This is a genomic window from Nocardioides plantarum (assembly GCF_006346395.1).
GTDB classification, from domain to species: Bacteria; Actinomycetota; Actinomycetes; order Propionibacteriales; family Nocardioidaceae; genus Nocardioides; species Nocardioides plantarum.
On the sequence record NZ_VDMS01000005.1, the window covers coordinates 494,149 to 515,631 of the forward strand.

17 protein-coding genes are annotated in these 21,483 nt (G+C 72.9%); 6 read left to right on the top strand and 11 right to left on the bottom strand.

Annotated elements, in window-relative coordinates; all coding sequences use genetic code 11:
• Positions 1–70: 70 nt before the first annotated feature.
• The 4 genes from rocD to FJQ56_RS21035 all read right to left on the bottom strand — a co-directional run bounded on the left by rocD (position 71) and on the right by FJQ56_RS21035 (position 4,699).
• Positions 71–1,312, bottom strand: coding sequence for an ornithine--oxo-acid transaminase (gene rocD / locus FJQ56_RS21020; protein ID WP_140011579.1), 1,242 nt, complete (start codon positions 1,310–1,312; stop codon positions 71–73).
• A 571-nt stretch (positions 1,313–1,883) separates the two neighbouring features.
• Positions 1,884–3,347 carry a sensor histidine kinase gene (locus FJQ56_RS21025; protein ID WP_246084289.1) on the bottom strand — a complete coding sequence of 488 codons (1,464 nt, stop codon included), beginning with the start codon at positions 3,345–3,347 and terminating at the stop codon, positions 1,884–1,886.
• A gap of 7 nt (positions 3,348–3,354) precedes the next feature.
• Complete coding sequence (locus tag FJQ56_RS21030) at positions 3,355–4,089, bottom strand: response regulator transcription factor (protein ID WP_140011580.1); 735 nt, start codon at positions 4,087–4,089, stop codon at positions 3,355–3,357.
• A 79-nt stretch (positions 4,090–4,168) separates the two neighbouring features.
• Positions 4,169–4,699 carry a hypothetical protein gene (locus tag FJQ56_RS21035; RefSeq protein WP_140011581.1) on the bottom strand — a complete coding sequence of 177 codons (531 nt, stop codon included), beginning with the start codon at positions 4,697–4,699 and terminating at the stop codon, positions 4,169–4,171.
• 120 nt (positions 4,700–4,819) lie between these two features.
• Between FJQ56_RS21035 and FJQ56_RS21040 the strand changes: the two genes are divergently transcribed.
• Positions 4,820–5,344 (top strand): hypothetical protein, encoded by a 525-nt coding sequence (locus tag FJQ56_RS21040; RefSeq protein ID WP_140011582.1) that lies wholly within the window; start codon positions 4,820–4,822, stop codon positions 5,342–5,344.
• Between the two features lie 6 nt (positions 5,345–5,350).
• On the opposite strand, the gene FJQ56_RS21045 is transcribed toward FJQ56_RS21040, so the two are convergent.
• The 3 genes from FJQ56_RS21045 to FJQ56_RS21055 all read right to left on the bottom strand — a co-directional run bounded on the left by FJQ56_RS21045 (position 5,351) and on the right by FJQ56_RS21055 (position 9,371).
• The gene (locus tag FJQ56_RS21045) at positions 5,351–6,883 is read right to left on the bottom strand and encodes an FAD-dependent oxidoreductase (RefSeq protein ID WP_140011583.1); all 1,533 of its coding nucleotides are present in this window, start codon (positions 6,881–6,883) and stop codon (positions 5,351–5,353) included.
• A 156-nt stretch (positions 6,884–7,039) separates the two neighbouring features.
• Complete coding sequence (locus FJQ56_RS21050) at positions 7,040–8,161, bottom strand: hypothetical protein (RefSeq protein ID WP_211351290.1); 1,122 nt, start codon at positions 8,159–8,161, stop codon at positions 7,040–7,042.
• 10 nt (positions 8,162–8,171) lie between these two features.
• Positions 8,172–9,371, bottom strand: coding sequence for an SPFH domain-containing protein (locus FJQ56_RS21055; RefSeq protein WP_140011584.1), 1,200 nt, complete (start codon positions 9,369–9,371; stop codon positions 8,172–8,174).
• A 103-nt stretch (positions 9,372–9,474) separates the two neighbouring features.
• Here FJQ56_RS21055 and hrpA point away from each other — a divergent pair, with 103 nt between their 5' ends.
• From hrpA to FJQ56_RS21070, 3 genes are all read left to right on the top strand, one after another.
• A complete protein-coding gene (gene hrpA / locus FJQ56_RS21060) occupies positions 9,475–13,350 on the top strand; it encodes an ATP-dependent RNA helicase HrpA (RefSeq protein ID WP_211351292.1) in 3,876 nt (1,291 codons plus the stop codon).
• Positions 13,351–13,492: 142 nt separating this feature from the next.
• Positions 13,493–14,089: a hypothetical protein gene (locus FJQ56_RS21065; protein ID WP_140011586.1), complete on the top strand. Its 597-nt coding sequence runs from the start codon at positions 13,493–13,495 to the stop codon at positions 14,087–14,089.
• Positions 14,090–14,410: 321 nt separating this feature from the next.
• Positions 14,411–15,754: an ABC transporter substrate-binding protein gene (locus tag FJQ56_RS21070; RefSeq protein WP_140011587.1), complete on the top strand. Its 1,344-nt coding sequence runs from the start codon at positions 14,411–14,413 to the stop codon at positions 15,752–15,754.
• On the opposite strand, the gene FJQ56_RS21075 is transcribed toward FJQ56_RS21070, so the two are convergent.
• Together FJQ56_RS21075 and FJQ56_RS21080 are read right to left on the bottom strand one after the other, a co-directional pair.
• Positions 15,718–17,154: a ribonuclease D gene (locus tag FJQ56_RS21075; RefSeq protein ID WP_140011588.1), complete on the bottom strand. Its 1,437-nt coding sequence runs from the start codon at positions 17,152–17,154 to the stop codon at positions 15,718–15,720. The genes FJQ56_RS21070 and FJQ56_RS21075 overlap by 37 nt on opposite strands.
• Complete coding sequence (locus FJQ56_RS21080; RefSeq protein ID WP_140011589.1) at positions 17,151–17,759, bottom strand: DUF3000 domain-containing protein; 609 nt, start codon at positions 17,757–17,759, stop codon at positions 17,151–17,153. The genes FJQ56_RS21075 and FJQ56_RS21080 overlap by 4 nt, the downstream gene beginning before the upstream one ends.
• 71 nt (positions 17,760–17,830) lie before the next feature.
• Here FJQ56_RS21080 and hemE point away from each other — a divergent pair, with 71 nt between their 5' ends.
• Together hemE and FJQ56_RS21090 are read left to right on the top strand one after the other, a co-directional pair.
• Positions 17,831–18,883, top strand: a complete 1,053-nt coding sequence (hemE, locus tag FJQ56_RS21085; RefSeq protein ID WP_140011590.1) for a uroporphyrinogen decarboxylase — start codon at positions 17,831–17,833, stop codon at positions 18,881–18,883.
• Positions 18,880–20,208 (top strand): carboxylesterase family protein, encoded by a 1,329-nt coding sequence (locus FJQ56_RS21090; protein ID WP_140011591.1) that lies wholly within the window; start codon positions 18,880–18,882, stop codon positions 20,206–20,208. The genes hemE and FJQ56_RS21090 overlap by 4 nt, the downstream gene beginning before the upstream one ends.
• Before the next feature lie 3 nt (positions 20,209–20,211).
• Here the strand turns inward: FJQ56_RS21090 and FJQ56_RS21095 are convergent, their stop codons facing one another.
• Together FJQ56_RS21095 and FJQ56_RS21100 are read right to left on the bottom strand one after the other, a co-directional pair.
• On the bottom strand, positions 20,212–21,198 hold the full coding sequence (locus tag FJQ56_RS21095) for a DUF4349 domain-containing protein (RefSeq protein ID WP_140011592.1): 987 nt from the start codon (positions 21,196–21,198) through the stop codon (positions 20,212–20,214).
• Positions 21,199–21,240: 42 nt separating this feature from the next.
• Positions 21,241–21,426 carry a hypothetical protein gene (locus FJQ56_RS21100; protein WP_140011593.1) on the bottom strand — a complete coding sequence of 62 codons (186 nt, stop codon included), beginning with the start codon at positions 21,424–21,426 and terminating at the stop codon, positions 21,241–21,243.
• Positions 21,427–21,483 lie beyond the last annotated feature (57 nt).

Sequence of the window (21,483 nt, forward strand, 5' to 3'; positions counted from 1 at the left end):
TTCACCGAGTCGTGCCGAAGTGTTCGGCGGGCCGCTCCGCGCGTTGGAGGAGCGTTCGGTGAGTGTTGTCTCAGCGTTGGCCGACGACCGCCGCGAGCTGGTCGAGACCCCAGGTGAGGTCGTCCTCGGAGACGACCAGCGGGGGAGCCAGGCGGATCGTGGAGCCGTGGGTGTCCTTGGCCAGGACGCCGCGGGCCATCAGGCGCTCGCAGACCTCGCGGCCGGTGCCGACGGCGGGGTCGATGTCGACGCCGGCCCACAGGCCGCGCACACGGACGCCGACGACGCCGTGCCCGATCATCGCCTCGAGGCGCTCGCGCAGCAGGACCGACATCTCGTCGGCCCGACGCTGGAAGTCGCCGGTGGCGAGCAGGTCGACGACGGCGGAGCCGACGGCGCACGCGAGGGCGTTGCCGCCGAAGGTCGAGCCGTGCTGGCCGGGCTGGAGCACGCCCAGCACGTCGCGGTCGGCGACGACGGCCGAGACGGGGACGATGCCGCCGCCGAGGGCCTTGCCGAGCACGTAGAGGTCGGGGACGACGTCCTCGTGGTCGCACGCGAAGGTGCGGCCGGTGCGGCCCAGGCCGGCCTGGATCTCGTCGGCGGCGAAGAGCACGTCGTGGGCGGTCGCGAGGTCGCGGATGCCCCGCAGGTAGCCGTGGGGCGGGATGACCACGCCGCCCTCGCCCTGGATCGGCTCGACCAGGATGCCGGCGGTGTGGGGCGTGATGGCGGCCTCGAGGGCGGCGAGGTCGCCGTAGGGGACGGTGACGAAGCCGGGCGCGAACGGGCCGAAGTCGTCGCGCGCGTCGGGGTCGTCGGAGAAGCCGACGATGGTGGTGGTGCGGCCGTGGAAGTTGCCGCTGGCCACGATGATCTCGGCCTGGTCGGCGGGGATCCCCTTGACCCGGTAGCCCCACTTGCGGATCACCTTGACGGCGGTCTCGACGGCCTCGGCGCCAGTGTTCATGGGCAGCACGAGGTCCTTGCCGCACAGGTCGCCGAGCTTGGCGGTGAAGTCGGCGAACTGGTCGTGCACGAAGGCCCGGCTGGTCAGCGTGAGCTGGTCGAGCTGTGCGTGGGCGGCCTCGAGCAGGCGCGGGTGGGAGTGGCCGAAGTTGAGGGCGCTGTAGCCGGCGAGCAGGTCGAGGTAGCGCCGACCGTCGACGTCGGTCATCCAGGCCCCCTCGGCGTGGGCGACCACCACCGGCAGCGGGTGGTAGTTGTGCGCGGTGCGGGCCTCGGCGCGGTCGAACTCGGGCGCGGTGCGGGCCGACGAGGCGGCGGCCGTGGTCTCGGTGGTGGCGGTCATGTGATCCCTCCCTTGGGTCGTCGTCCACTGTAGGGGCCGACCCCGATTGTCTGACAATCGGGGTCGGCGCCACGTTTCCATGGAGTACCGAGTGCGTGGCCGGTGGTGAGCGTCGCTTTCCTATGTCGGCGCGGGCGTCCTGGCGACCGCGCTGCATGCGGTCAAGCACCGGACGTCGCGTGCTGCCACACGACTGCTCGTCCTATGTCTCGGTTCTGAATACGTCCACCAGGACTCGCGCTAGGAATCGGTAGTCCGTCATGAGCGGACCGACGAGTTCGGGCCGCGCTGCGGGCTCCGCCCGACAAGGCCGCGCGGAGCGTGCACGATGTCGCGAGACTCAAGTTCACGACGACCGCTCGACGAGCTCGAAGGTTCGAGTCATCACACGGCACGAACCTTCGACCTAGGTCTGAGAGTCGCGATGCACGCAGATGCTCCGCCGTGGTCGAACGGACATACATGCTTTGACTCGTGTGCGTCGGCGCTCGACACCAGTCCATCCGTTCAACAGTCGTCGCCTCTGTCCGTGTGGCTGCGGCTTCCAGGGGTGCGCTGGTGAACTGCGGGGTCAGAGTCGTACGTCGACCCGCGTGTCGCCCGGCACGCTGGACAGGGTGACCGTGCCGCCGTGGGCGGTCACGATCGCCTCGACCAGCGCGAGCCCGAGCCCCACGCCCCCCTCGCGGTGGCGCGCCGCGTCGGCCCGGGCGAACCGCTCGAACGCGTGCGGCAGCAGCTCGGGGGCGAACCCGGGGCCGTCGTCGTGGACCCCGAACCCGCCCGGACGAGCGCTCACGGTGACGGTGGTGCCGGCGGGGGTGTACTTGCGGGCGTTGGTCAGCAGGTTGGTCACGACCTGGTGCAGCCGCTGCTCGTCGCCGGTCACCTCGACCGCCTCGTCGGGCAGCTCCAGGCGCCAGCGGTGGTCGGGCGCGACGACCCGGGCATCGGACACGGCCTCGAGCAGCAGGCGGGTCAGGTCGACCGGGGCGCGCTCGAGCGGGCGTCCGGAGTCGAGGCGGGCCAGCAGCAGGAGGTCCTCGACGAGCGCGGTCATCCGCTTGGACTCGTCGGCGACCTTGGCGAGGGCGGTCGCGGCGGCCTCGGCGTCGTCGGGTCGCGTCCGGGCCAGCTCGGTGTAGCCGGCGATCGTCGTCAGCGGCGTGCGCAGCTCGTGGGAGGCGTCGGCGACGAACTGCCGCACCCGCTGCTCGCTCTCGTGGCGCGCGTCGAGCGAGGTCTCCACGTGGGCCAGCAGCGTGTTGAGCGCCGAGCCGACCTGGCCGACCTCGGTGCGCTCGTCGGTGAGATGGCCCGGGACCCGCTCGGTGATCCCGATCTCGCCGGAGTCCAGCGGCAGGCCGGCGACGGTGTGGGCCGTCTCGGCCACCTCGCGCAGCGGCCGGAGCTGGCGTCGTACGACGGTGCGCGCGGCGAGCGCGGCGATCAGCACGGCGGCCAGGGCCAGCAGGAGCTCGAGCCGCACCAGCGAGGTGACCGACTCGTCGACCTCCTCGGTGGGCAGGCCGACCACGGTGGCGCTGCCGCCGTCCCCGTCGCCCTGGGAGACCACCCGGTAGTCGCCGAGGCCCGGTACCTCGACGGCGTGCACGTCGCCGTCGTCGGGCACCGCGTCGAGCACGTCGAGGGCCTTCTGGGTGAGCGGCTGCGGTACGGCGCCCCCGCCGGCGCGGTCGGCGAGGACGACACCCGTCCCGCCGTCGTAGTCGGCGTAGAAGAAGGCGGTGATCGTGCCGACCCGTTGACCGCGCGCGCTGCCGCTGGGCCGATCGTCACCGTCACCGTCGGGCGGTGGCTCGGGAGCACCGCTCTCGGTGCCGAAGAACGGGTCGCCCCGTCCGAACTCGGCGCGCCCCAACGACTTCTGGATCTCGTCGTCGAGCTGTCCGACCAGGTAGCCCCGCATGGCCAGCGTGGTCGCCGTACCGAGCAGCAGCGCGGCCATCGCGACGAGCAGCACCGCGGTGACGACGAGACGCGAGGTCAGCGAGCGAGGCGGACGGATCCTCACGGCGTGCTCACTGGCCGGCAGCCGGCTTCAGGACGTAGCCAGCGCCGCGCATGGTGTGGATCATCGGCTCGCGACCGGCGTCGATCTTCTTGCGCAGGTAGGAGACGTAGAGCTCGACGACGTTGGCCTGGCCGCCGAAGTCGTAGTTCCAGACGCGGTCGAGGATCTGGGCCTTGCTGAGGACACGGCGCGGGTTGCGCATCAGGTAGCGCAGCAGCTCGAACTCCGTGGCGGTCAGCGAGATCTCCTCGCCGTCGCGCGCGACCTCGTGGCTGTCCTCGTCGAGCGTGAGGTCGCCGACGGCGAGCACCGACGACTCGGCGGCCTGCTGTGCACCGGAGCGGCGCATCAGCGCGCGCAGCCGGGCCACGACCTCCTCGAGCGAGAACGGCTTGGTCACGTAGTCGTCGCCCCCCGCGGTCAGGCCCGCGATGCGGTCCTCGACGGCGTCGCGCGCGGTGAGGAACAGCACCGGCACGTCGGGGTCGGTGCCGCGCATCCGGCGCAGCACCTCCAGGCCGTCGAAGTCGGGCAGCATCATGTCGAGCACGACCGCGTCGGGCTTGAGCTCCTTGGCGGCCGCGACCGCCTTGGTGCCGGTGTGGGCCGCCGAGACCTGCCAGCCCTCGTAGCGCAGGGCCATCGAGATCAGCTCGGCGATGTTGACCTCGTCGTCGACCACGAGCACGCGCACCGGCGAGCCGTCGGGGCGGGTGAGGGCGGGACTAGCGGAGGCGGCCATGGGGCCACTGTGACCGGGCTGTCTGTGGGTTTGCTGTGCGTGGCCTCGCGGGCCGTTGTCAGCCCGCGCGGTCACCGGCTCAGGAGGCGAGGACCTGGAAGGCGACGTCGTCGGACGGCGACGGCTCGTCGTCGCCGGCCCAGGTCGTGGTGTGGATCTCGATCTCCTTGCTGGCGCACGAGCTGCCGTCGGAGACCCACAGCACGGTCGGGATGCTCATGCTGAGGGAGAAGTCGGCGGACACCAGGATCGCGCTGTGTGACAGGTCCACGCCCGGCGACGGCACCAGGCACCAGGTGCCGGTGCCCTCGGTCGCGTGCTTGAGCTTGCTGAAGCCGTAGGTGCGCTGGGGGTCGAGCCTGGTGACCAGCCCGGTCGCCGTCTCGACCCGCGTCACCGTGGCGTAGGCCCGGCCGACGTCGAGCTTGCGGATGGTGCCCGGGGTGAGGTCGCCGACGCTGATCGACCCGTTCTTGATGTCGATGCTGGTCAGCGAGCCGTCTCTGATGTCGGCACTCCCGAACCGGGCGCCGGCGTAGCCGGCGGTCGAGGAGGCGACCACCAGGGCGGCCGCGGTGAGGGCGAGGGCAGCGGGTGTCGTGATCTTCACCGGGCGACCGTAAGCGGGGCGCGACGGCTGCACATGACGAGAACGGGCTCTTGCCAACTGGTAGGTCCCGCCCATCGGGGGCACAGGTCGCGCACAGGGTCCTCGCCCAGAGTCGGGGGCATGAACGACACCCAGCCGATCGCCCCGCAGCCCCCGGACCCGTACGACGCCCCGCCGTCCTCTCCCGTCCCCACAGGCTCGCGCCCGTCCCACGACACGGCCACCTTCACCGAGACCCCGGTCGCGGCGGTGGCGCCCGAGGGGCCGCGCGGCCTGCGGCACCGGGTGCTGGGTCTGCGCGCGGTCGCCGCGGTGGCGCTCGCCGCACTGGTCCTCGGCGGCCTGGGCGGCGTCGCCCTCGGTGCGGTCAGCGACGGTGCCGACCAGCAGCAGGGCCCGGGCGGGCGCGGTGGCTTCGGCGGTCCCGGCGGCGGCCAGAACTTCCAGCCCGGACAGGGCTTCCCGGGCCAGCAGAACCAGGGCGGGCAGAACCAGGGCCAGCAGAACCAGGGCGGGCAGCCGGGTGGGGTCCAGCCCGGTCAGGGCGTGCAGCCGGGCGCTGGTGTGCCGCCCGGCACGGCCCCCCAGGACGACGTGCAGCCCGATGCGTCGGCGGACGGCTCCTCCGGCGGCACCGACACCTGATCCACCTCAACCCTCGGAACGGGCCAGGTCGCGCACGGCCAGGCTGGCGAAGACCATCGCGGACCCGAGCGGCGCGCCCGGCCCCGGGTAGACGCCGCCGAACATCGAGGCGGAGGAGTTGCCGGCGGCGTACAGGCCGGGGATCGCGGAGCCGTCCTCGCGCAGCACCCGGCCGGCGGGGTCGGTGACGAGCCCGCCCTTGGTGCCGAGGTCGGACAGCACGAAGCGGGCCGCGTAGTAGGGCGGCTGGTCGAGCGGCACGAGGGCCTCGTCGGGGCCGCCGCCACCGGTGAAGAACGTGTCGTACTCGTCGGTCCCGCGGCCGAAGTCGGCGTCGACGCCGGTGGCGCAGAACCCGTTGAAGCGGGAGACGGTCGCGGCGAGCGCGTCCGCCGGTACGCCGATCAGCCCGGCGAGCTCGTCGAGCGACCCGGCGCGCAGCCAGGTGCCGGCCTCGAGGTGGGCGGCCGGGTCGCCCTCGGGCATCGCGATCGCCGGCAGCCGGCCGCCCTCGCGGGAGTCGAAGACGAACCACGACGGCACCCGGTCGGGAGCCTTCGCCATCTCGCGGCCGAAGCGGTCGTAGGGCAGGCACTCGTTGGCGTAGCGCCGTCCCGTCTGGTCGACCATCAGACCACTGCGGAAGCCCAGGGTGAACGAGCCGCCGCCGTCGGGCTGCTCGAGCCCGGGGCAGAACCAGCCCAGTGCGCTGAAGTCCGCGGCGGCCCCGAGGGCGAGGGCCGCCCGGATCGCCTCGCCGAGGTTGGCATCGCGCGGCGCCATGCTCCAGGCGACGGCGCCCGGCACGCCGTGCTCGGCGCGCAGCGCGGCGTTGCCCTCGAACCCGCCGGCCGCGACCAGGACGCCGAACCGGGCGTGCAGCTCGAGGCCGTCGGCCGTGCGGACGCCGACGACGCGCGCGTCCCCTCCTCGGGTCAGCAGGTCCACCACGGCGTGACCGGTGCGGAGGATGCCGCCCTCGCGCACGACGATCGCCGCGAGCCGCCCGATGAGCGACTGCCCGCCGCTCAGGGTCCGGCGGCCGGGCGCCCCGACCCGGTCGAGCTCGACCGGCGGGCGGACCAGCTCGCCGATCAGCGGGGGCAGGGCGTCGCGCTTGATGGTGGTGGGCTGGATCGATCGCCCGAACGGCACCCGACCGGGCGCGTCGTAGTACTCCGGGAACGGCAGCCACTCGAACTCCATGGCCTCGTCGGCCTCGAGCTGGGCCACCAGCTCGGGAGCGTGGGCCAGGAACGCCTCGACCTTGGCCCGGGTGGCGGGCTCGTCGGGGTCGGCCAGGATCGTGTCGAGGTAGGCGCGGGCGCCCTCGGTCGAGTCGGGGATCCCGGCGCGCTGCTGGACCTGCGTCCCCGGCAGCCAGCACGCCCCACCGGAGTAGGCCGAGGTGCCGCCGAGCAGCGCCGTCTTCTCCAGCACCAGGACCGACAGGCCGGCCCGGGCGGCGACCGCCGCTCCGGTCAGCGCGCCGCCCCCGGAGCCGACCACGATGACGTCGTACTGCTGCTCGTCGCTCACGCGCTGATCATGGAAGTAGAACGTGTTCTAGCGCAAGCGGGTCGGGGAGGGCTTTGGGAGTTTCACCGCTGAAGCGGTGAAATTCCCACACCCTCGACGAAGTTTCGTCGTGGAGGCGCGAGTTTCACCGCCGCGGCGGAGAATTTCCCACCGGGGTCAGGACCGGTTGAGCAGCACGATCGCCACGATCGCACCGATCACGACCAGCGCCGCGGTCACCGCCAGCGCGATCTTGATCGGGCTGTAGGGGCGGTCGCCGACGACCTTGCCGGTGTTGGCGTTGACGAGCACCTGGAAGGTCTTGCCGGCGTGGACGTAGCTGGCGATCCACAGCGGCATCAGCACCAGCTTGAACATCGCCTGGGCGTAGGTGACGTCCATGTCGTTGACGCGCTGCTCGTCGCCGCCGATGTCGTGCTCGACGTCCTCCTGGATGACCTCGCGCATGACGCTGCGGGCCTCCTCGGCGCCGGCGGCCGGGGTCACGTCGTAGCGCAGGGCGGAGTAGCCGGTGACGTACTCGTCCTGGTAGGGCCTGGCCTCGGTGAGCTGCCAGGGGCCCATCTTCTCGAGCTTCTCACGCTCGACGTGGTGGCTGGCGACGATCAGCACGTCGTCGAAGGCGCGGCTGACGTGGCCGGAGCGGTCCGACCAGCGGGTGTGTCGCTGCTGGTAGGTCTCGGTGCGGGTGCCGCCCTTGCCATCGGAGACCGTGCGGGTCCGGGTGACGTAGTAGTAGTCGCCCCGCTTGCCCTCGTAGTCGGTGCCGGTCTGCGCGTCGAAGGTCCAGTGCGGGATGTAGGTGCCCTTGAGGCCCTCGGTCGAGCCGACCTTCTTCAGGCTGTTGGGGGCGAAGCGACGCGAGCCGACCCACTCCTGGAAGTGGGCGCGGGCGGCGTTGCGGTCGACCTTGAACGGCACCACCGCCTCGGGCTGCACGACGCCCTCGGGCGCCTGGGTCGCGACCAGGGCGCCGCCACAGAACCCGCACGCACCGGCCACGTCGGTCGACTCGGTCTGGGCGCCGCAGTTGCGGCACTTGAGCTCGACCGCCGCGGTCAGCGCGGCGACCTGCGACTGACCGTGCTTGGCCTGCCACTCGTCGTAGGAGTGCTCCTTGATGGTCAGGTGCTCGGCGTCGATCTGCTGCTCCGCGCCGCACGAGCCGCAGCGCAGCACGGTCGTGCCGGGGGAGTACGCCGTCTGCGCGCCGCAGCTCGGGCAGACCGCGCTGAGCGGGACCGGTGGGACCGGCGGGACGGTGGGGCTGTCGGTCACGGACCCGTCCTCAGGCCGTCGGCGGGACGGGCGGCGGGGTGCCCTCGTCCGGCGGCTGCGGAGCGGCGGCCGGCGGCACGGCGGGCGGGAGCGGCGGCGGGGTCGCCGCGAACAGCGCCCGGACCTCGGCGACGTCGGCAGCGGGGGTCCAGGCGTCCATCCCGTCACGCCAGACCAGCGTCTCGCGGGTGACCTCGCCGGCGGTGATCTTGTCCTTGATCGCGTCGCGCTCAAGAGGGCCGACCTGCTGGCCGCCGATCGCGAGGAAGAACGCCGACGAGGCGACCGGGACCGGCGGCGGGGCCGCGGGGGCCGTGGGGGCAGCCGGTGCCGCGGGGGCGGCCGGCTGCGAGGCCTGGGGAGCGAGCGCACTGGCCATCTGCTGGCCGAGCGCGACGCCGACGCCGAGCCCGACGCCCTCACCGGCACCACCGGGGTTGTTGGCGGCGTCGCCGATCGCGGTCGCGGCCTGGAACTTGGCGTACTGGTCGAGGTTGCCGAGCACGCCCATCGAGGTGCGCTTGTCGAGGACGGCCTCGACCTCGGGCGGCAGCGAGATGTTCTCGATGACGAACCGCGGGATCGAGATGCCCATCGGGGCGAGCTGCTCGGTGAGCGTCAGCGCGAGCTGGTCGGCGATGCCCTGCTGGTTGGCGGCCAGGTCGAGCATCGGCACGCCGGCCTTCGCGAGCGCCGTACCGAGCTGGGAGACGATCGACTGCCGCAGGAACTCCGCGACCTCCTCGGTGCGGAACTGCGGGTCGGTGCCGACGAGCTCCTTGAGCAGCTTGCCGCCGTCGACGATGCGCAGCGCGTAGGTGCCGAAGGCGCGCAGGCGGACCATGCCGAACTCGGCGTCGCGCAGGGTGACCGGGTTCTGGGTGCCCCACTTGAAGTCGGTGAACTGGCGGGTCGCGACGAAGTAGACCTCGGCCTTGAACGGGGAGTCGAAGCCGTACTTCCAGCCCTTGAGGGTCGAGAGGATCGGCAGGTTCTGGGTCTCGAGCGTGTAGGTCCCCGGCGTGAAGACGTCGGCGATCTCGCCCTCGTTGACGAAGACGGCGATCTGGCCCTCCCGCACGACCAGCTGGGCGCCGTTCTTGATCTCGTTGTCGTGGCGCGGGAACCGCCACACCAGCGTGTCCCGGCTGTCGTCGAGGAACTCGACGATGTCGATGAACTCGCCACGGATGCTGTCCATGAAGCCCATGGGTGGACTCTCCTTCGGGATGGGGTCGTGCGGGACGCTAGCCGACGGCCGGGACGGTACGCCGTCGAAGTCGCTCGACACGACCGGGCAGAATGGTCGTCTTATGTCCGAGTCGGCGGTCGCGAAACTCATCACCTACCCGCCCGACCTCCCGGTCAGCCAGCGGCGCGACGAGATCGCCGAGGCGATCCGGGACCACCAGGTCGTGATCGTCGCCGGTGAGACGGGGTCGGGCAAGACCACCCAGCTGCCGAAGATCTGCCTCGAGCTCGGCCGCGAGCGGATCGGCCACACGCAGCCGCGACGGATCGCGGCGCGCAGCGTCGCCGAGCGGATCGCCGCCGAGCTGGGCTCCGAGCTGGGCGAGCTGGTCGGCTACCAGGTGCGGTTCACGGCCAAGACGTCGCGCGCGACCAAGGTCAAGGTGATGACCGACGGCATCCTGCTCGCCGAGCTGCAGCGCGACCGGCAGCTGAAGAAGTACGACACGATCATCATCGACGAGGCCCACGAGCGCAGCCTCAACATCGACTTCCTGCTCGGCTACCTCAAGCGGCTGCTGCCCCGTCGTCCCGACCTCAAGCTGGTCATCACCTCGGCGACCATCGACGTCGAGCGCTTCTCCGAGCACTTCGCCGTCGACGGACGGCCGGCACCCGTGGTCGAGGTCTCGGGCCGCACCTACCCCGTCGAGGTCCGCTACCGGCCCCTGGTCGACGAGCTGGAGGACGACGAGGAGGGCGAGCCGATCGTCCGCGACCAGACCGAGGCGATCGTCGAGGCGGTCAAGGAGCTGGGCGCCGAGGGATCGGGCGACGTGCTGGTCTTCCTGCCCGGTGAGCGCGAGATCCGCGACACCGCCGATGCCCTGTCCACCGCGCTCGGCGACCGCGGCCCCGAGATCGTGCCGCTCTACTCCCGGCTCTCGGCGGCCGAGCAGCACCGGGTGTTCGCGTCGCACTCCGGTCGCCGGGTGGTCCTGTCCACCAACGTCGCCGAGACCTCGCTGACCGTCCCCGGCATCCGCTACGTGATCGACACCGGCGTCGCCCGCATCTCGCGCTACTCCGTGCGTACCAAGGTGCAGCGCCTGCCGGTCGAGCCCATCAGCCAGGCCTCGGCCAACCAGCGCTCCGGCCGCTGCGGACGCGTCGCGCCCGGCATCGCGATCCGGCTCTACTCCGAGCAGGACTTCGAGGCGCGCCCCGAGTTCACCGAGCCCGAGGTGCTGCGCACCAACCTGGCCTCGGTCATCCTGCAGATGACCTCGCTCGGCCTCGGCGACGTCGCCCGGTTCCCCTTCGTCGAGCCGCCCGACAAGCGCAACGTGCAGGCCGGCGTACAGCTGCTGGAGGAGCTGGGCGCGGTCACCACCGCCGACGGCGGGATAGTCCCTGACGTAAATCAAGGCTCTCGGGGCCGGAAGGCTGATTTACGTCAGGGACTATCCCGCCGGGGGCGCCAGCAGGACGGGCCGCGGCTGACCGAGGTCGGACGTCGACTGGCGCGGCTGCCGATCGACCCGCGGCTGGCCCGGATGATCCTGGAGGCCGAGCGGCTCGGGTGCGTGCGCGAGGTGATCGTGATCGCGGCGGCGCTCAGCCTGCAGGACCCGCGGGAGCGACCTGCCGAGCAGCGCCCGCAGGCCGACCAGCAGCACGCGCGGTTCAAGGTCGAGGGCTCCGACTTCCTGTCCTGGCTGGCGTTGTGGCGCTACCTGCGCGAGCAGCAGACCGAGCTCAGCAGCAGTGCGTTCCGGCGCATGTGCAAGCGCGAGTACCTCAACTACCTGCGCGTGCGCGAGTGGCAGGACTTCGAGTCCCAGCTGCGCCAGGTCTGCAAGGAGATGGACATCAAGGTCGGCACCCCCGCCGACGCGCCCGACGCCGACGGCATCCACCAGGCGCTGCTGTCGGGGCTGCTCTCCCACGTGGGTCTGTTGGAGGAGCGGGACGAGGCCAAGGGCCCCAAGAGCGCCGGGCGCAAGCCGATGCGTGAGTACGTCGGCGCACGCGGCGCGAGGTTCGCGATCTTCCCCGGCAGCGGGCTGCACAAGAAGAACCCGCCCTTCCTGATGGCCGGTGAGCTCGTCGAGACCGGGCGGCTCTGGGCCCGCCAGAACGCCGCGATCGACCCCGAGTGGGCCGAGCGGCTCGGCGCCCACCTGGTCAAGCGCACCTACTCCGAGCCGCACTGGTCCAAGAAGCGGGCCCAGGTGCTCGCCCACGAGAAGGTCACGCTCTACGGCGTACCCCTGGTCGCCGACCGGCTCGTCAGCTTCGGCAAGGTCGCGCCCTCGGTGGCGCGGGAGATCTTCATCCGGCACGCGCTCGTGCAGGGGGAGTGGCACAGCCGGCAGAAGTTCTTCACGCGCAACCGCGAGCTGCTCGACGAGGCGATGGACCTCGAGCACCGTGCGCGCCGCCGCGACATCGTCGTCGACGAGCACACGCTCTTCGACTTCTACGACGCCCGGGTCGGTCACGAGGTCGTCAGCGGCGCCCACTTCGACACCTGGTGGAAGCACGAGCGGCAGAAGCGGCCCGACCTGCTCGACCTCACCCTCGAGATCCTCACCCACGACAACGCCGGCGCGGTGCAGGAGGACGACTACCCCGTCGCGTGGGCGGGTGCGCGCGAGGGCCTGACCTTCCCGATCAGCTACCACTTCGAGCCGGGCGCGGCCGACGACGGTCTCACCATCGACGTGCCCGTCGCGACCCTCAACCAGGTCGGCGACGACGACTTCTCCTGGAACGTGCCGGGGCTGCGCGAGGAGCTCGTCACCAGCCTGATCCGCAGCCTGCCCAAGAGCCTGCGCGTCGCGCTGGTGCCGGCCCCCGACCGGGCGCGGGCCTTCCTGCGCGAGACGCCGGCCGGCGAGGAGCCGCTGCTCGACGCCCTCGAGCGCTGGTGTCGCGCCACCGCCGGCATCGTCGTGCCGCGCGATGCCTGGGACTGGACCAAGGTCGCCGAGCACCTGCGCCCCACCTACCGCGTCCTCGACGACACCGGCGCCGAGCAGGCCCGCGGCAAGGACCTCGAGGCGCTCAAGGCGCCGCTGCGCCCGCAGTTTGCCGCCGCGCTCGACGAGGTCGCCAGCGGCAGCGGGCTGTCCGCGACCGGGCAGACCTCCTGGACCTTCGGGGCCGTCGCGCCCGAGATCACCGAGCGCCGGGCGGGGCACGAGGTGACGGCGTACCCCGGGCTCGTCGACGAGGGAGCGTCCGCCGGCACCGTGGGCCTGCGGGTGTTCGGCTCCCGCGACGAGGCCGCGGCCCGCCACCGGCTCGGCGTACGCCGGCTGCTCACCCTGGCCGTGCCCGACCCCACCTCGCGCGTGCTCGGCTCGCTGAGCAACCTGGACAAGCTCGGGCTCGCGGGGTCGCCGTACCCCTCGGTCGCCGAGCTGCTCGCCGACTGCCGCGTCGCGGTCCTGTCGGACCTCGTCGACGCCCACGAGGAGGTGCGCGACGAGGCGGCGTTCGCCGCGCTCGTCGCCGAGGCCGCGCGCGAGCACGAGGCGGCGGTGCGGGCCACGGTCGGCGACGTGCTCGTCGTCCTCGACCGCTGGCGCAGTGCCGACAAGGCGCTCGGCGGGCGTGCCGACATGGCGCAGCTGCCGGCGCTGACCGACATGAAGGCCCAGCTCGGCCGGCTCGTCGAGCGCGGCTTCGTGGGGGAGGCGGGGGCGCGACGCCTGCGCCGGTTCCCGGTCTACCTGCGCGCGCTCGAGCAGCGCCGTGAGCGCCTGGTCGGCCCCGGCGTCCAGAAGGACCGCCAGCTGATGGACCAGGTCGTCCAGCTGCAGGACGCCTACGCCCACCGGGTCGCGGCGCTGCCCGACGGCCGGCCGCCCGACGAGCGGCTGCGCCAGGTGCGCTGGATGCTCGAGGAGTACCGCGTCTCGCTGTGGGCCCAGCAGCTCGGCACCGACGGCCCGGTCAGCGACCAGCGGATCAGGAAGGCCCTGGCCTGACGGTCGGCCCTGCGGCTGCGGTGGCTTCGAGGCTCGTCGCCGGGGCTCCTCGCACCTCAGCCGACGTGGGGTGCCGTCCGTCGGCTGAGGTGCGAGCGGAGCGAGCCTCGAAGCCACGGACCCCTCCTCGTAGGCTGGCCCGATGACCGAGCGACCGCACCACAAGCCCGCGCCGTTCCGGGCCAGCTGGTTCGAGGACCTCGGCGGCGGCACCGACCCGGCGCTGGTGACCGAGGCCGCTGACCGGGCGGCCACCGTGCTCGTGCGGGGCGCGGAGCGCTCCGGTGACGCCGGGGTCGCCGACCGGCTGCTCCACCTCGCCGACTCCGAGGGCATCGAGACCATCGCCGAGGTGTGGGCGGGCTCGCCGGCCGACTCCCTCGCCGGGTGCCTGTGGCGCCTGTTCGTGCTGCGCTCCTGGGTGCACCGCGAGCCCGTGCGGGCCTCCCACGAGTACGACGCCGGGCGCAGCCGCGTGCCCGTCGCCGAGGTGGTGGCGGGCGTGGCCGACCCGCCGGGCCCCGACGAGCTGCGGGCCATGGTCGACCACGTGCTGCGCGGCATCGCGACCGGCGACTTCGCCGACGTGCTCCTGCGCGCCTCGGCCTTCGCCCGCGTCGTCGCCACCGGCCGCGCGGTCCTCACCGAGCCCAGCGACGCCGACGTACGCCGGATGCTCGGCCTGGCCGAGCAGCTCGAGGCCGCGGCCCGCCTCGAGCTCGACGGCCGCCTCGCCTGAGCGCGCACCACGCGTCCGGCCGGGTGCGGAACAGCCGGGCCCGGAGTACGGTTGACCAGGTCGAGCACGTCGGGCCGCGGCAGCCCCGGGTCCCACAACAAGCCGCCACGAGCGGCCATGCGCCGTGAGGCGCTCCCGGTCCGACGTGCTCGACTCCACCAGGATCCTTCTCCTGTCGTTCACCTCGGTAGGGTGGCGCGCGCCGGACGCAGCAGGCTTGTTACCGACCGTTGCGACTTGTTCCATGCGCTTTGAAGCGCAGGCTAGAAGTCCGAACGGTCAGTAACACCGCAGCCGCACCCCACCGACCCGAGGAGCACGATGAGACGACGCTGGAGCCGACGGCTCGCGATCGTCCCGGTGCTGGCTCTCCTGGCGTCGTTCGCGACCGCCTGCCAGGACGACGCCGACCCCGAGCCGGCACCGTCGACCGGCACGGTCGACCTGACGCTGGGGGTGTTCGGCAGCTCGGCCGTGGTGGCGGCCTACCAGTCGATGGTCGACAGCTACAACGCCACGGCCAAGAGCGTGCAGGTCAAGCTCCGCTCGTGGCCCACCAACGCCGCGATGAACGCCGCTCTCGACAAGGGGGCCCCCGCGCCCGACGTCTACCTGGTGGCCCGCGAGGACCTCGCCTCGGTGATCGACGCCAAGCGCAACGTGCCGTTGTTCGACCTGCTCGCCGACCGCAACATCAGCTACGGCGACGACTACGCCCAGACCGCGATCGAGGCGTTCTCGGTCGACGACGACCTGCAGTGCATGCCCTCGGCGGTCTCACCGATGGTCATCTACTACAACACCGACCTCATCGACTTCGACGACATGCGTGAGCTGGGGCTGCCGGCCCCCGCCGACCCGGTCGAGGGGTGGACCTTCGACGAGTTCAGCGCAGCGGCCACCTACGCCAGCCGCGCGGGCGACAACCGGGGGGTGTCGATCTCCCCGACCCTGCCGAGCCTGGCGCCGTTCCTGCTCTCCGGCGGCGGCAGCCTCTACGACGACGACAGCGACCCCAGGTCCCTCGCGTTCAGCAGCAGCGACAACCTCGACACGCTCGGCACGATCCTGCCGGTGCTCCGCGACGCCACCGTCACCCTCGACGAGGACCAGCTCGCCGAGGGCGACCCGCTCGACTACTTCGAGGCCGGCAAGCTCGGGATGATCGAGGGCTACCGCGACCTGGTGCCCGAGCTGCGCAAGGTCGACGGGCTCGACTTCGACGTGATGCCGATGCCGCAGGTCGGTGGTCCGGCCACGGTCGGCGAGGTCAGCGGGCTCTGCATCGCTCCCGGCGAGCACGTCCAGCAGGCCGCCGACCTCCTGGTCCACCTGATCTCCGACGAGTCCACGCAGGCCCTGGCCGAGTCCGGCGAGGTGGTCCCGGCCAACCTGTCCGTGGCCCGCTCCGACGCGTTCCTGCAGCCCGACCAGGAGCCCGCCCACGCGGGGGTCTTCAACGCCAGCGTCGACCAGCTGGCGCTGCTGCCGCTGGTCGACGACGTCGCAGGCCTCGACGACGCGGTCGGGCCGCTGCTGTCCGAGCTGCTGCTCAGCGTGGGGGTCGTCAACACCGCGGGGCTGGCCGAGCAGATCGACGAGGCGTCGCGGTCGGTGCTCGACCCCGACTACACGCCCTCGCCGTCGGAGTCGCCCACGTCCTGAGGCTCGGCCTCGGCGGGCAGGTCGGACCTGTCGGCCTCCCGCTGGGCGGCCTTCTCGGCGGCCTTCGCGGCAGCCTTGTCCGCAGCCAGGGCGTCGGCCTGCAGCACCGCGGTGGTGATGACCGGTGCGGTGAGCGCGACCTGCCAGGCCCGGGCACCCATCGCGGTGAGCTGGTCGACGACGCCGTCGAGCAGGTCGCCGGCGTCGCGGGTCGCGGGCGGTGACCAGAGCGTGCGACGCAGCACGTCGGGGGTCAGCAGGTTCTCGACCGGCAGGTGGTGCTGCTCGCTGAGCGCGGCGACGGCGTCGCGGGCCAGCTGCAGGCGGGTCGCGGCCACCGGGTCCTTCTCGGCCCACGCACGAGGCGGGGGAGGTCCGTCGCCCTTGGGGGAGCGGCTGGGGAGCTCGTCCTCCTCCAGGGCGGCCACGCGCTCCAGCGCCTCGACCCAGCGGGCGCCGTAGCGGTCGGCCCCACGCCCGTGGAACCCCTTGACCTCCTGCAGCTCGGCCCGGTCGGTCGGCAGTGCGACGGCCGCGGCGATGATCGCGGCGTCGGGGATGATCCGGCCCGGGGTGACGTCACGGTGGGCGGCCAGGTCGTCACGGGTCTCCCACAGAGCCTTGACCGCGCCCAGCGACCGGCGTCCGCGGACCCGGTGCAGCCCGGAGACGCGACGCCAGGCGTCGGTACGCGGGGTCTGCTTGAACGAGCGCAGCGCCTCGAACTCCTGGCGCGCCCACTCGGCCTTGCCGGTCTCCTCGAGCTCGGCGGCCAGCCGGTCGCGCAGCTCGACGAGCACCTCGACGTCGAGGGCGGCGTACTCGAGCCAGGCCTGCGGCAACGGTCGCGTGGACCAGTCGGCCGCGGAGTGCTCCTTCTTCATCCGGAAGCCCAGCAGCGTCTCGACCAGCGTGGCCAGCCCGACCCGCGGGTAGCCGAGCAGCCGGCCGGCCAGCTCGGTGTCGAACAGCGCCGAGGGGTAGAGGCCGATCTCGTTGAGGCACGGCAGGTCCTGGGTCGCGGCGTGCAGGATCCACTCGGTGCCCTCGAGCACCTCGGCGAGCGGCGCCAGCGAGTCGAACGCGATCGGGTCGATCAGCGCGGTGTGGCTGCCGTTGCGGCGCAGCTGGATCAGGTAGGCACGCTGGGAGTAGCGGTAGCCCGAGGCCCGCTCGGCGTCGATCGCGACCGGACCGGTGCCGGCGGCCAGGTCGGCGCACACCTCGGCGAGCGCGGCCGCCGTCTCGGTCAGCGGGGGTACGCCGTCGGCGAGGACGAGCAGGTCGGCCAGGGGCTCCACGACCTCGGGGGCGTCGTCGACGACATTGTCGCTGCCGGGGTCGCTGCCGGGGTCGGCGCTGTCGGGGGTCTCGGGGGTGGCGCTGGGGTCGGACGTCATCGGACGGGGGCGCCCCGCTGACCGCGGCGGCTGGGCAGCACGGTGACCCCGTCGGGCACCGGCTCGAGACCCGAGGCGGTGCAGAGCAGCTCGCCCCAGGCCTCGACGTGGGGGACGATGTCGAGGCCGGTGGGTCCGAGCACCGGCGTCCACGACGCACGGACCTCGATCTGGGCTGTGCCGCCGTCGTCGGCCATGCCGCCGAACGACTCGGTCGCGACCCGGGTGACGGTGCCGGAGGCCTGGACGTGGTCGGCGCTGTGGGACTCGAGGGCATCGACGAGCCAGGACCAGCCGACGTGGGCGAGCAGCGGGTCGGCGACGAGCTCGAGCTCGACCTCGCAGCGGACGTAGGCGACGCAGCGGAACGTGCCGTCCCACGCGTCGTTGCCGTCGGGGTCGTGGAGCAGGATGATCCGCCCGGTGCCGACGTCGACGCCGTCGACGGTCACGTCGGCGGACAGGGCCGAGGCGTAGGGGGCGATGCGCTGCGGGGCCGGCATCTCCTCGCAGAGGACCTCCGGGCGCAGCACGGCCGCGCGCATCGCGGCGACCGCCGCGCGGAACTCCGCGGGCGCAGCGCTCGACTCCTGCCGCACCACCATGGGACCCACACTAGGTCTGTGCCGGGGGATCCGATCCAGGGACACGCCCGAGTGGGTGGCACGCTTGCGGCGTGGCCCTCCCTCCTGACGCTCATCCCGGACTCGCCGACAGTGCCTTCCTCAAGGCCGCGCGTCGTGAGCCGGTCCCGCACACGCCGGTCTGGTTCATGCGTCAGGCGGGCCGCTCGCTGCCCGAGTACCTCAAGCTGCGCGAGGGCGTCGGCATGCTCGAGTCGTGCATGCGACCCGAGCTGGTCGTCGAGATCACCCTGCAGCCCGTGCGCCGGTACGGCGTCGACGCGGCCATCTTCTTCTCCGACATCGTGCTGCCGCTCAAGGCCGTGGGCGTCGACCTCGACATCGTCGCGGGGGTCGGACCGGTCGTCGCCCTGCCCGTGCGCACCCTCGCCGACGTCGAGGCGATCCCCGACCTGACCCCCGACCACGTGCCCTTCATCTCCGAGGCCGTGGCCGGCCTGGTCGCCGAGCTTGGCCCGACGCCGCTGATCGGGTTCGCCGGGGCGCCGTTCACCGTGGCGTCCTACCTCGTCGAGGGAGGTCCGTCCAAGGAGCACGCCAAGACCAAGGCGATGATGTTCGGCGCCCCCGACGTGTGGGACGCGCTGATGCGCAAGATCGCCGGCATCGCCGCGGCCTACCTCGAGGTGCAGGTCGCGGCCGGGGCCTCGGCCGTCCAGCTCTTCGACTCCTGGGCCGGCGCGCTCACGCCCGACGACTACCGCACCGCGGTCATGCCGCACTCGACCCGGGTGCTCGAGCACGCCGGCACCCTCGGCGTACCCCGCATCCACTTCGGGGTCGGCACCTCCAACCTGCTCGGCGCGATGGGCGAGGCCGGGGCCGACGTCGTCGGCGTCGACTGGCGCACCCCGCTGAGCACGGCGATCCCGCAGGTCGGCGAGCGGGCCGTCCAGGGCAACCTCGACCCCACGCTGGTCTTCGCGCCCACCGAGGTGATGACCGCGCGCGCGGCCGAGGTGATCGAGGCCGGCCGCGCCGCCCACGGTCACGTCTTCAACCTCGGTCACGGCGTCATCCCCTCGACCGACCCCGACCAGCTCAAGCGCCTGACCGAGTTCGTGCAGGGCTACCCGCTCGCATGAGCGCCGCTGCACCCGAGTTCACCTGCGACGCCGGCGTCGTGCGCGGCTGGTACGACGAGGGCGTCGTACGCGCCACCGGCATCCGCTACGCGCGCGCCGAGCGGTACGCCGCCCCGGTGGCGGAGCCGCCGAGTGCCGAGGGCATCGACGCCACCACGTGGGCGCCGGGCTGCCCGCAGGCCGGCTCGCCGCTGCTGGAGCGGATGTTCCCGCTCGGGTTCGGCGACGTCGAGGAGGACGAGGACTGCCAGCGGCTGTCGGTGACGGTGCCCGTCGACGCTCCGTCGCCGGACGGCCCCGGGGACAAGCTCCCCGTGATGGTGTTCCTGCACGGTGGCTCCTACGTCAACGGTGCCGGCGACGCCCCCATCCACGACCCGTCGGTGCTGGTGCGCGACGAGCGCGTCGTGGTCGTGTCGGTGACCTACCGGCTTGGCCTGTTCGGCTACCTCGGCACTCCCGACGGTCATCCGGCCAACCTCGGCCTGCTCGACCAGATCGAGGCCCTGCGCTGGGTACGACGCAACATCGCCGGCTTCGGCGGCGACCCCGACAACGTGACGGCGTTCGGCGAGTCCGCCGGGGCCGACGCGATCGCCCACCTGATGGTGGCCGACGGGGCGACGGGGCTGTTCCGCCGCGCGATCCTGCAGAGCGCCCCGCTCGGCATCACCCGCGGCCGGGCGGCGATGTCGGCCGCCATGGCCGAGGAGGCCGGCTCGATCCCCGCCGACGCCCCGGCGAGCGAGATCGTCACCCACTACGGGCGGATCAACGCCCGGGCCCGGTCGTTCGGGCTCATCTCCGGGATGCCGTTCGGCCTCCAGTACGGCCACGCCCCGCTGCCGGCCGAGGACGACCTCGACGCCGCCTGGGCAGCCGCCGCACCCGACGTCGAGGTGCTCATCGGCACCAACAGCCGCGAGAGCAGCTTCTTCGTCTCCGAGGTGCCGCCGCTGGCCCGCCTGGCCCGGGTGCCGGTGGCGCGGCTGCTCGTCGAGGCCGTCGTCAAGGCCACGACCTGGCGGATCTACTCCCGCGACGCGCGCCGGTTCGTCGTACGCCACCGGACCGCCGGCGGTCGGGCGACGCGCTACACGCTCTCGTGGGGCGCGCCCGGCACGGGCGTGGTCGGCGCCCACACCATCGACCTGGCGCTGCTCTTCCCGCACCACGGCGTCTGGGAGGCCTCCCCGCTCGTCGAGGGGCTCACCGGCCCCGAGGTCGAGGCGGCCGGTCGTCCCGTACGCCGGGTCTGGGCCGAGTTCGCCCGCACCGGCCGGGTACTCGACGAGGGCTGCGGCTACCTCACGATCCACGCCTGACGCTCAGGCGACCGCGTCCGGCGTACGGACGACGGGACGGGGCTGACGACGCCGCAGCCACACCCGCAGCGGTACGCCGAGCACGAGGGCGAGCAGGGCGAACGGCAGCAGCGCGCCGGCGCCGGTGAGCAGGCCGGTGGTGACGTGCCGGAAGGCCTTCCAGCCGTCCTCCAGCCCGGCGGCGAAGCCGGACTCGTCCTCCTCGGGCGGCGTGGCCGACCTCTCGGTCGGCCGCTCGACGGAGATCGTGATCGTCGAGAGCGCGGTCTGGTCGGCGAGCAGCTTCTGCCGCTTCTCCAGCGAGCCGAGGTCGGCCTCGCGGTCGGCGAGCTCGCGCTCGATGCTGACGATGTCGCGGATCGAGGTGGCCCTGTCCAGGAGCAGGCTGATCCGCTGGATGCTGCGCTTCTGCAGCGCGACCCGCACGTCGGTGTCGACGACCTGGCTGCTGACGTCCTTGCTGGTCGAGGTGGCGTCGATCAGCTTGACCGTCGAGCTGTCGGTGCCGAGCCCCTTGAGCTGCTGCAGCGCCGTGTCGAAGCGGACGACCGGCACGCGCACCGTCAGCAAGGCTCTCTCGGCGTCGCCCTGCTCGTCGGCCTGGGTGTCGTCGTCGGACACCTCGCCGCCCGTGCCCTGCAGGATCTTGCGGATGTCGAACAGGGTGCGGCTCACGTCGGCCGAGCGCAGCGCCACGTTGCCCTCCCGGATCAGCGAGCGTGGGCCGGCGTCGCTGACCACGTCCTGCTTCCCGGACCCAGACCCGGACCCGGACCCGGACGTGGACCCGGTCCGGGCCACGTCGCCCGCGACGCTGCCGCGGGCCGCCTCCGCCTGGGCGGGAGCCGGAGCAGCCAGGCTCGAGCCGCCGCTGTCGTCGGCGACGGCGCTGTTGTCGTTCTCACTCCCCGCGGAGCACGCGGCGACGGCGAGGCCGAGCAGGACGGTGGACGCGGCGGCCGCGACGACGCGGCGGGTTCGAGAGGTCATGCAGCACTGACGCGCCGGGCGCGTCAGCGGTTCCGCCGCCGGTCAGGCGTGGCCCGCCGGCGGGCCGTCGATCGACTTGTCGTCGGGCACGACCGCCTCGTCGAGCTCGGTCTCGTCGATCTCGACGCCCTGGGTCGGGTTGCCGTCGGCGGTGCCCGGCGCGGCGGGCTCGCGCTCTCCCGTCGTGTCGGCGCTGGAGTTCTGGGGGTCGAACGTGTCCTCGGTCATCCCTCGACCCTAGGGACGGCACGCTGCGGCCCCCATACCCCGGCGGATGGGCTCGAC

What these genes read in the sequence shown, in the direction of transcription:
- rocD (WP_140011579.1), bottom strand. Translation starts at nt 1,312, where the DNA reads ATGACCGCCACCACCGAGACCACGGCCGCCGCCTCGTCGGCCCGCACC.
- FJQ56_RS21030 (WP_140011580.1), bottom strand. Translation starts at nt 4,089, where the DNA reads ATGGCCGCCTCCGCTAGTCCCGCCCTCACCCGCCCCGACGGCTCGCCG.
- FJQ56_RS21040 (WP_140011582.1), top strand. Translation starts at nt 4,820, where the DNA reads ATGAACGACACCCAGCCGATCGCCCCGCAGCCCCCGGACCCGTACGAC.
- FJQ56_RS21055 (WP_140011584.1), bottom strand. Translation starts at nt 9,371, where the DNA reads ATGGGCTTCATGGACAGCATCCGTGGCGAGTTCATCGACATCGTCGAG.
- hrpA (WP_211351292.1), top strand. Translation starts at nt 9,475, where the DNA reads ATGTCCGAGTCGGCGGTCGCGAAACTCATCACCTACCCGCCCGACCTC.
- FJQ56_RS21065 (WP_140011586.1), top strand. Translation starts at nt 13,493, where the DNA reads ATGACCGAGCGACCGCACCACAAGCCCGCGCCGTTCCGGGCCAGCTGG.
- FJQ56_RS21070 (WP_140011587.1), top strand. Translation starts at nt 14,411, where the DNA reads ATGAGACGACGCTGGAGCCGACGGCTCGCGATCGTCCCGGTGCTGGCT.
- FJQ56_RS21075 (WP_140011588.1), bottom strand. Translation starts at nt 17,154, where the DNA reads ATGACGTCCGACCCCAGCGCCACCCCCGAGACCCCCGACAGCGCCGAC.
- FJQ56_RS21080 (WP_140011589.1), bottom strand. Translation starts at nt 17,759, where the DNA reads ATGGTGGTGCGGCAGGAGTCGAGCGCTGCGCCCGCGGAGTTCCGCGCG.
- FJQ56_RS21090 (WP_140011591.1), top strand. Translation starts at nt 18,880, where the DNA reads ATGAGCGCCGCTGCACCCGAGTTCACCTGCGACGCCGGCGTCGTGCGC.
- FJQ56_RS21095 (WP_140011592.1), bottom strand. Translation starts at nt 21,198, where the DNA reads ATGACCTCTCGAACCCGCCGCGTCGTCGCGGCCGCCGCGTCCACCGTC.
- FJQ56_RS21100 (WP_140011593.1), bottom strand. Translation starts at nt 21,426, where the DNA reads ATGACCGAGGACACGTTCGACCCCCAGAACTCCAGCGCCGACACGACG.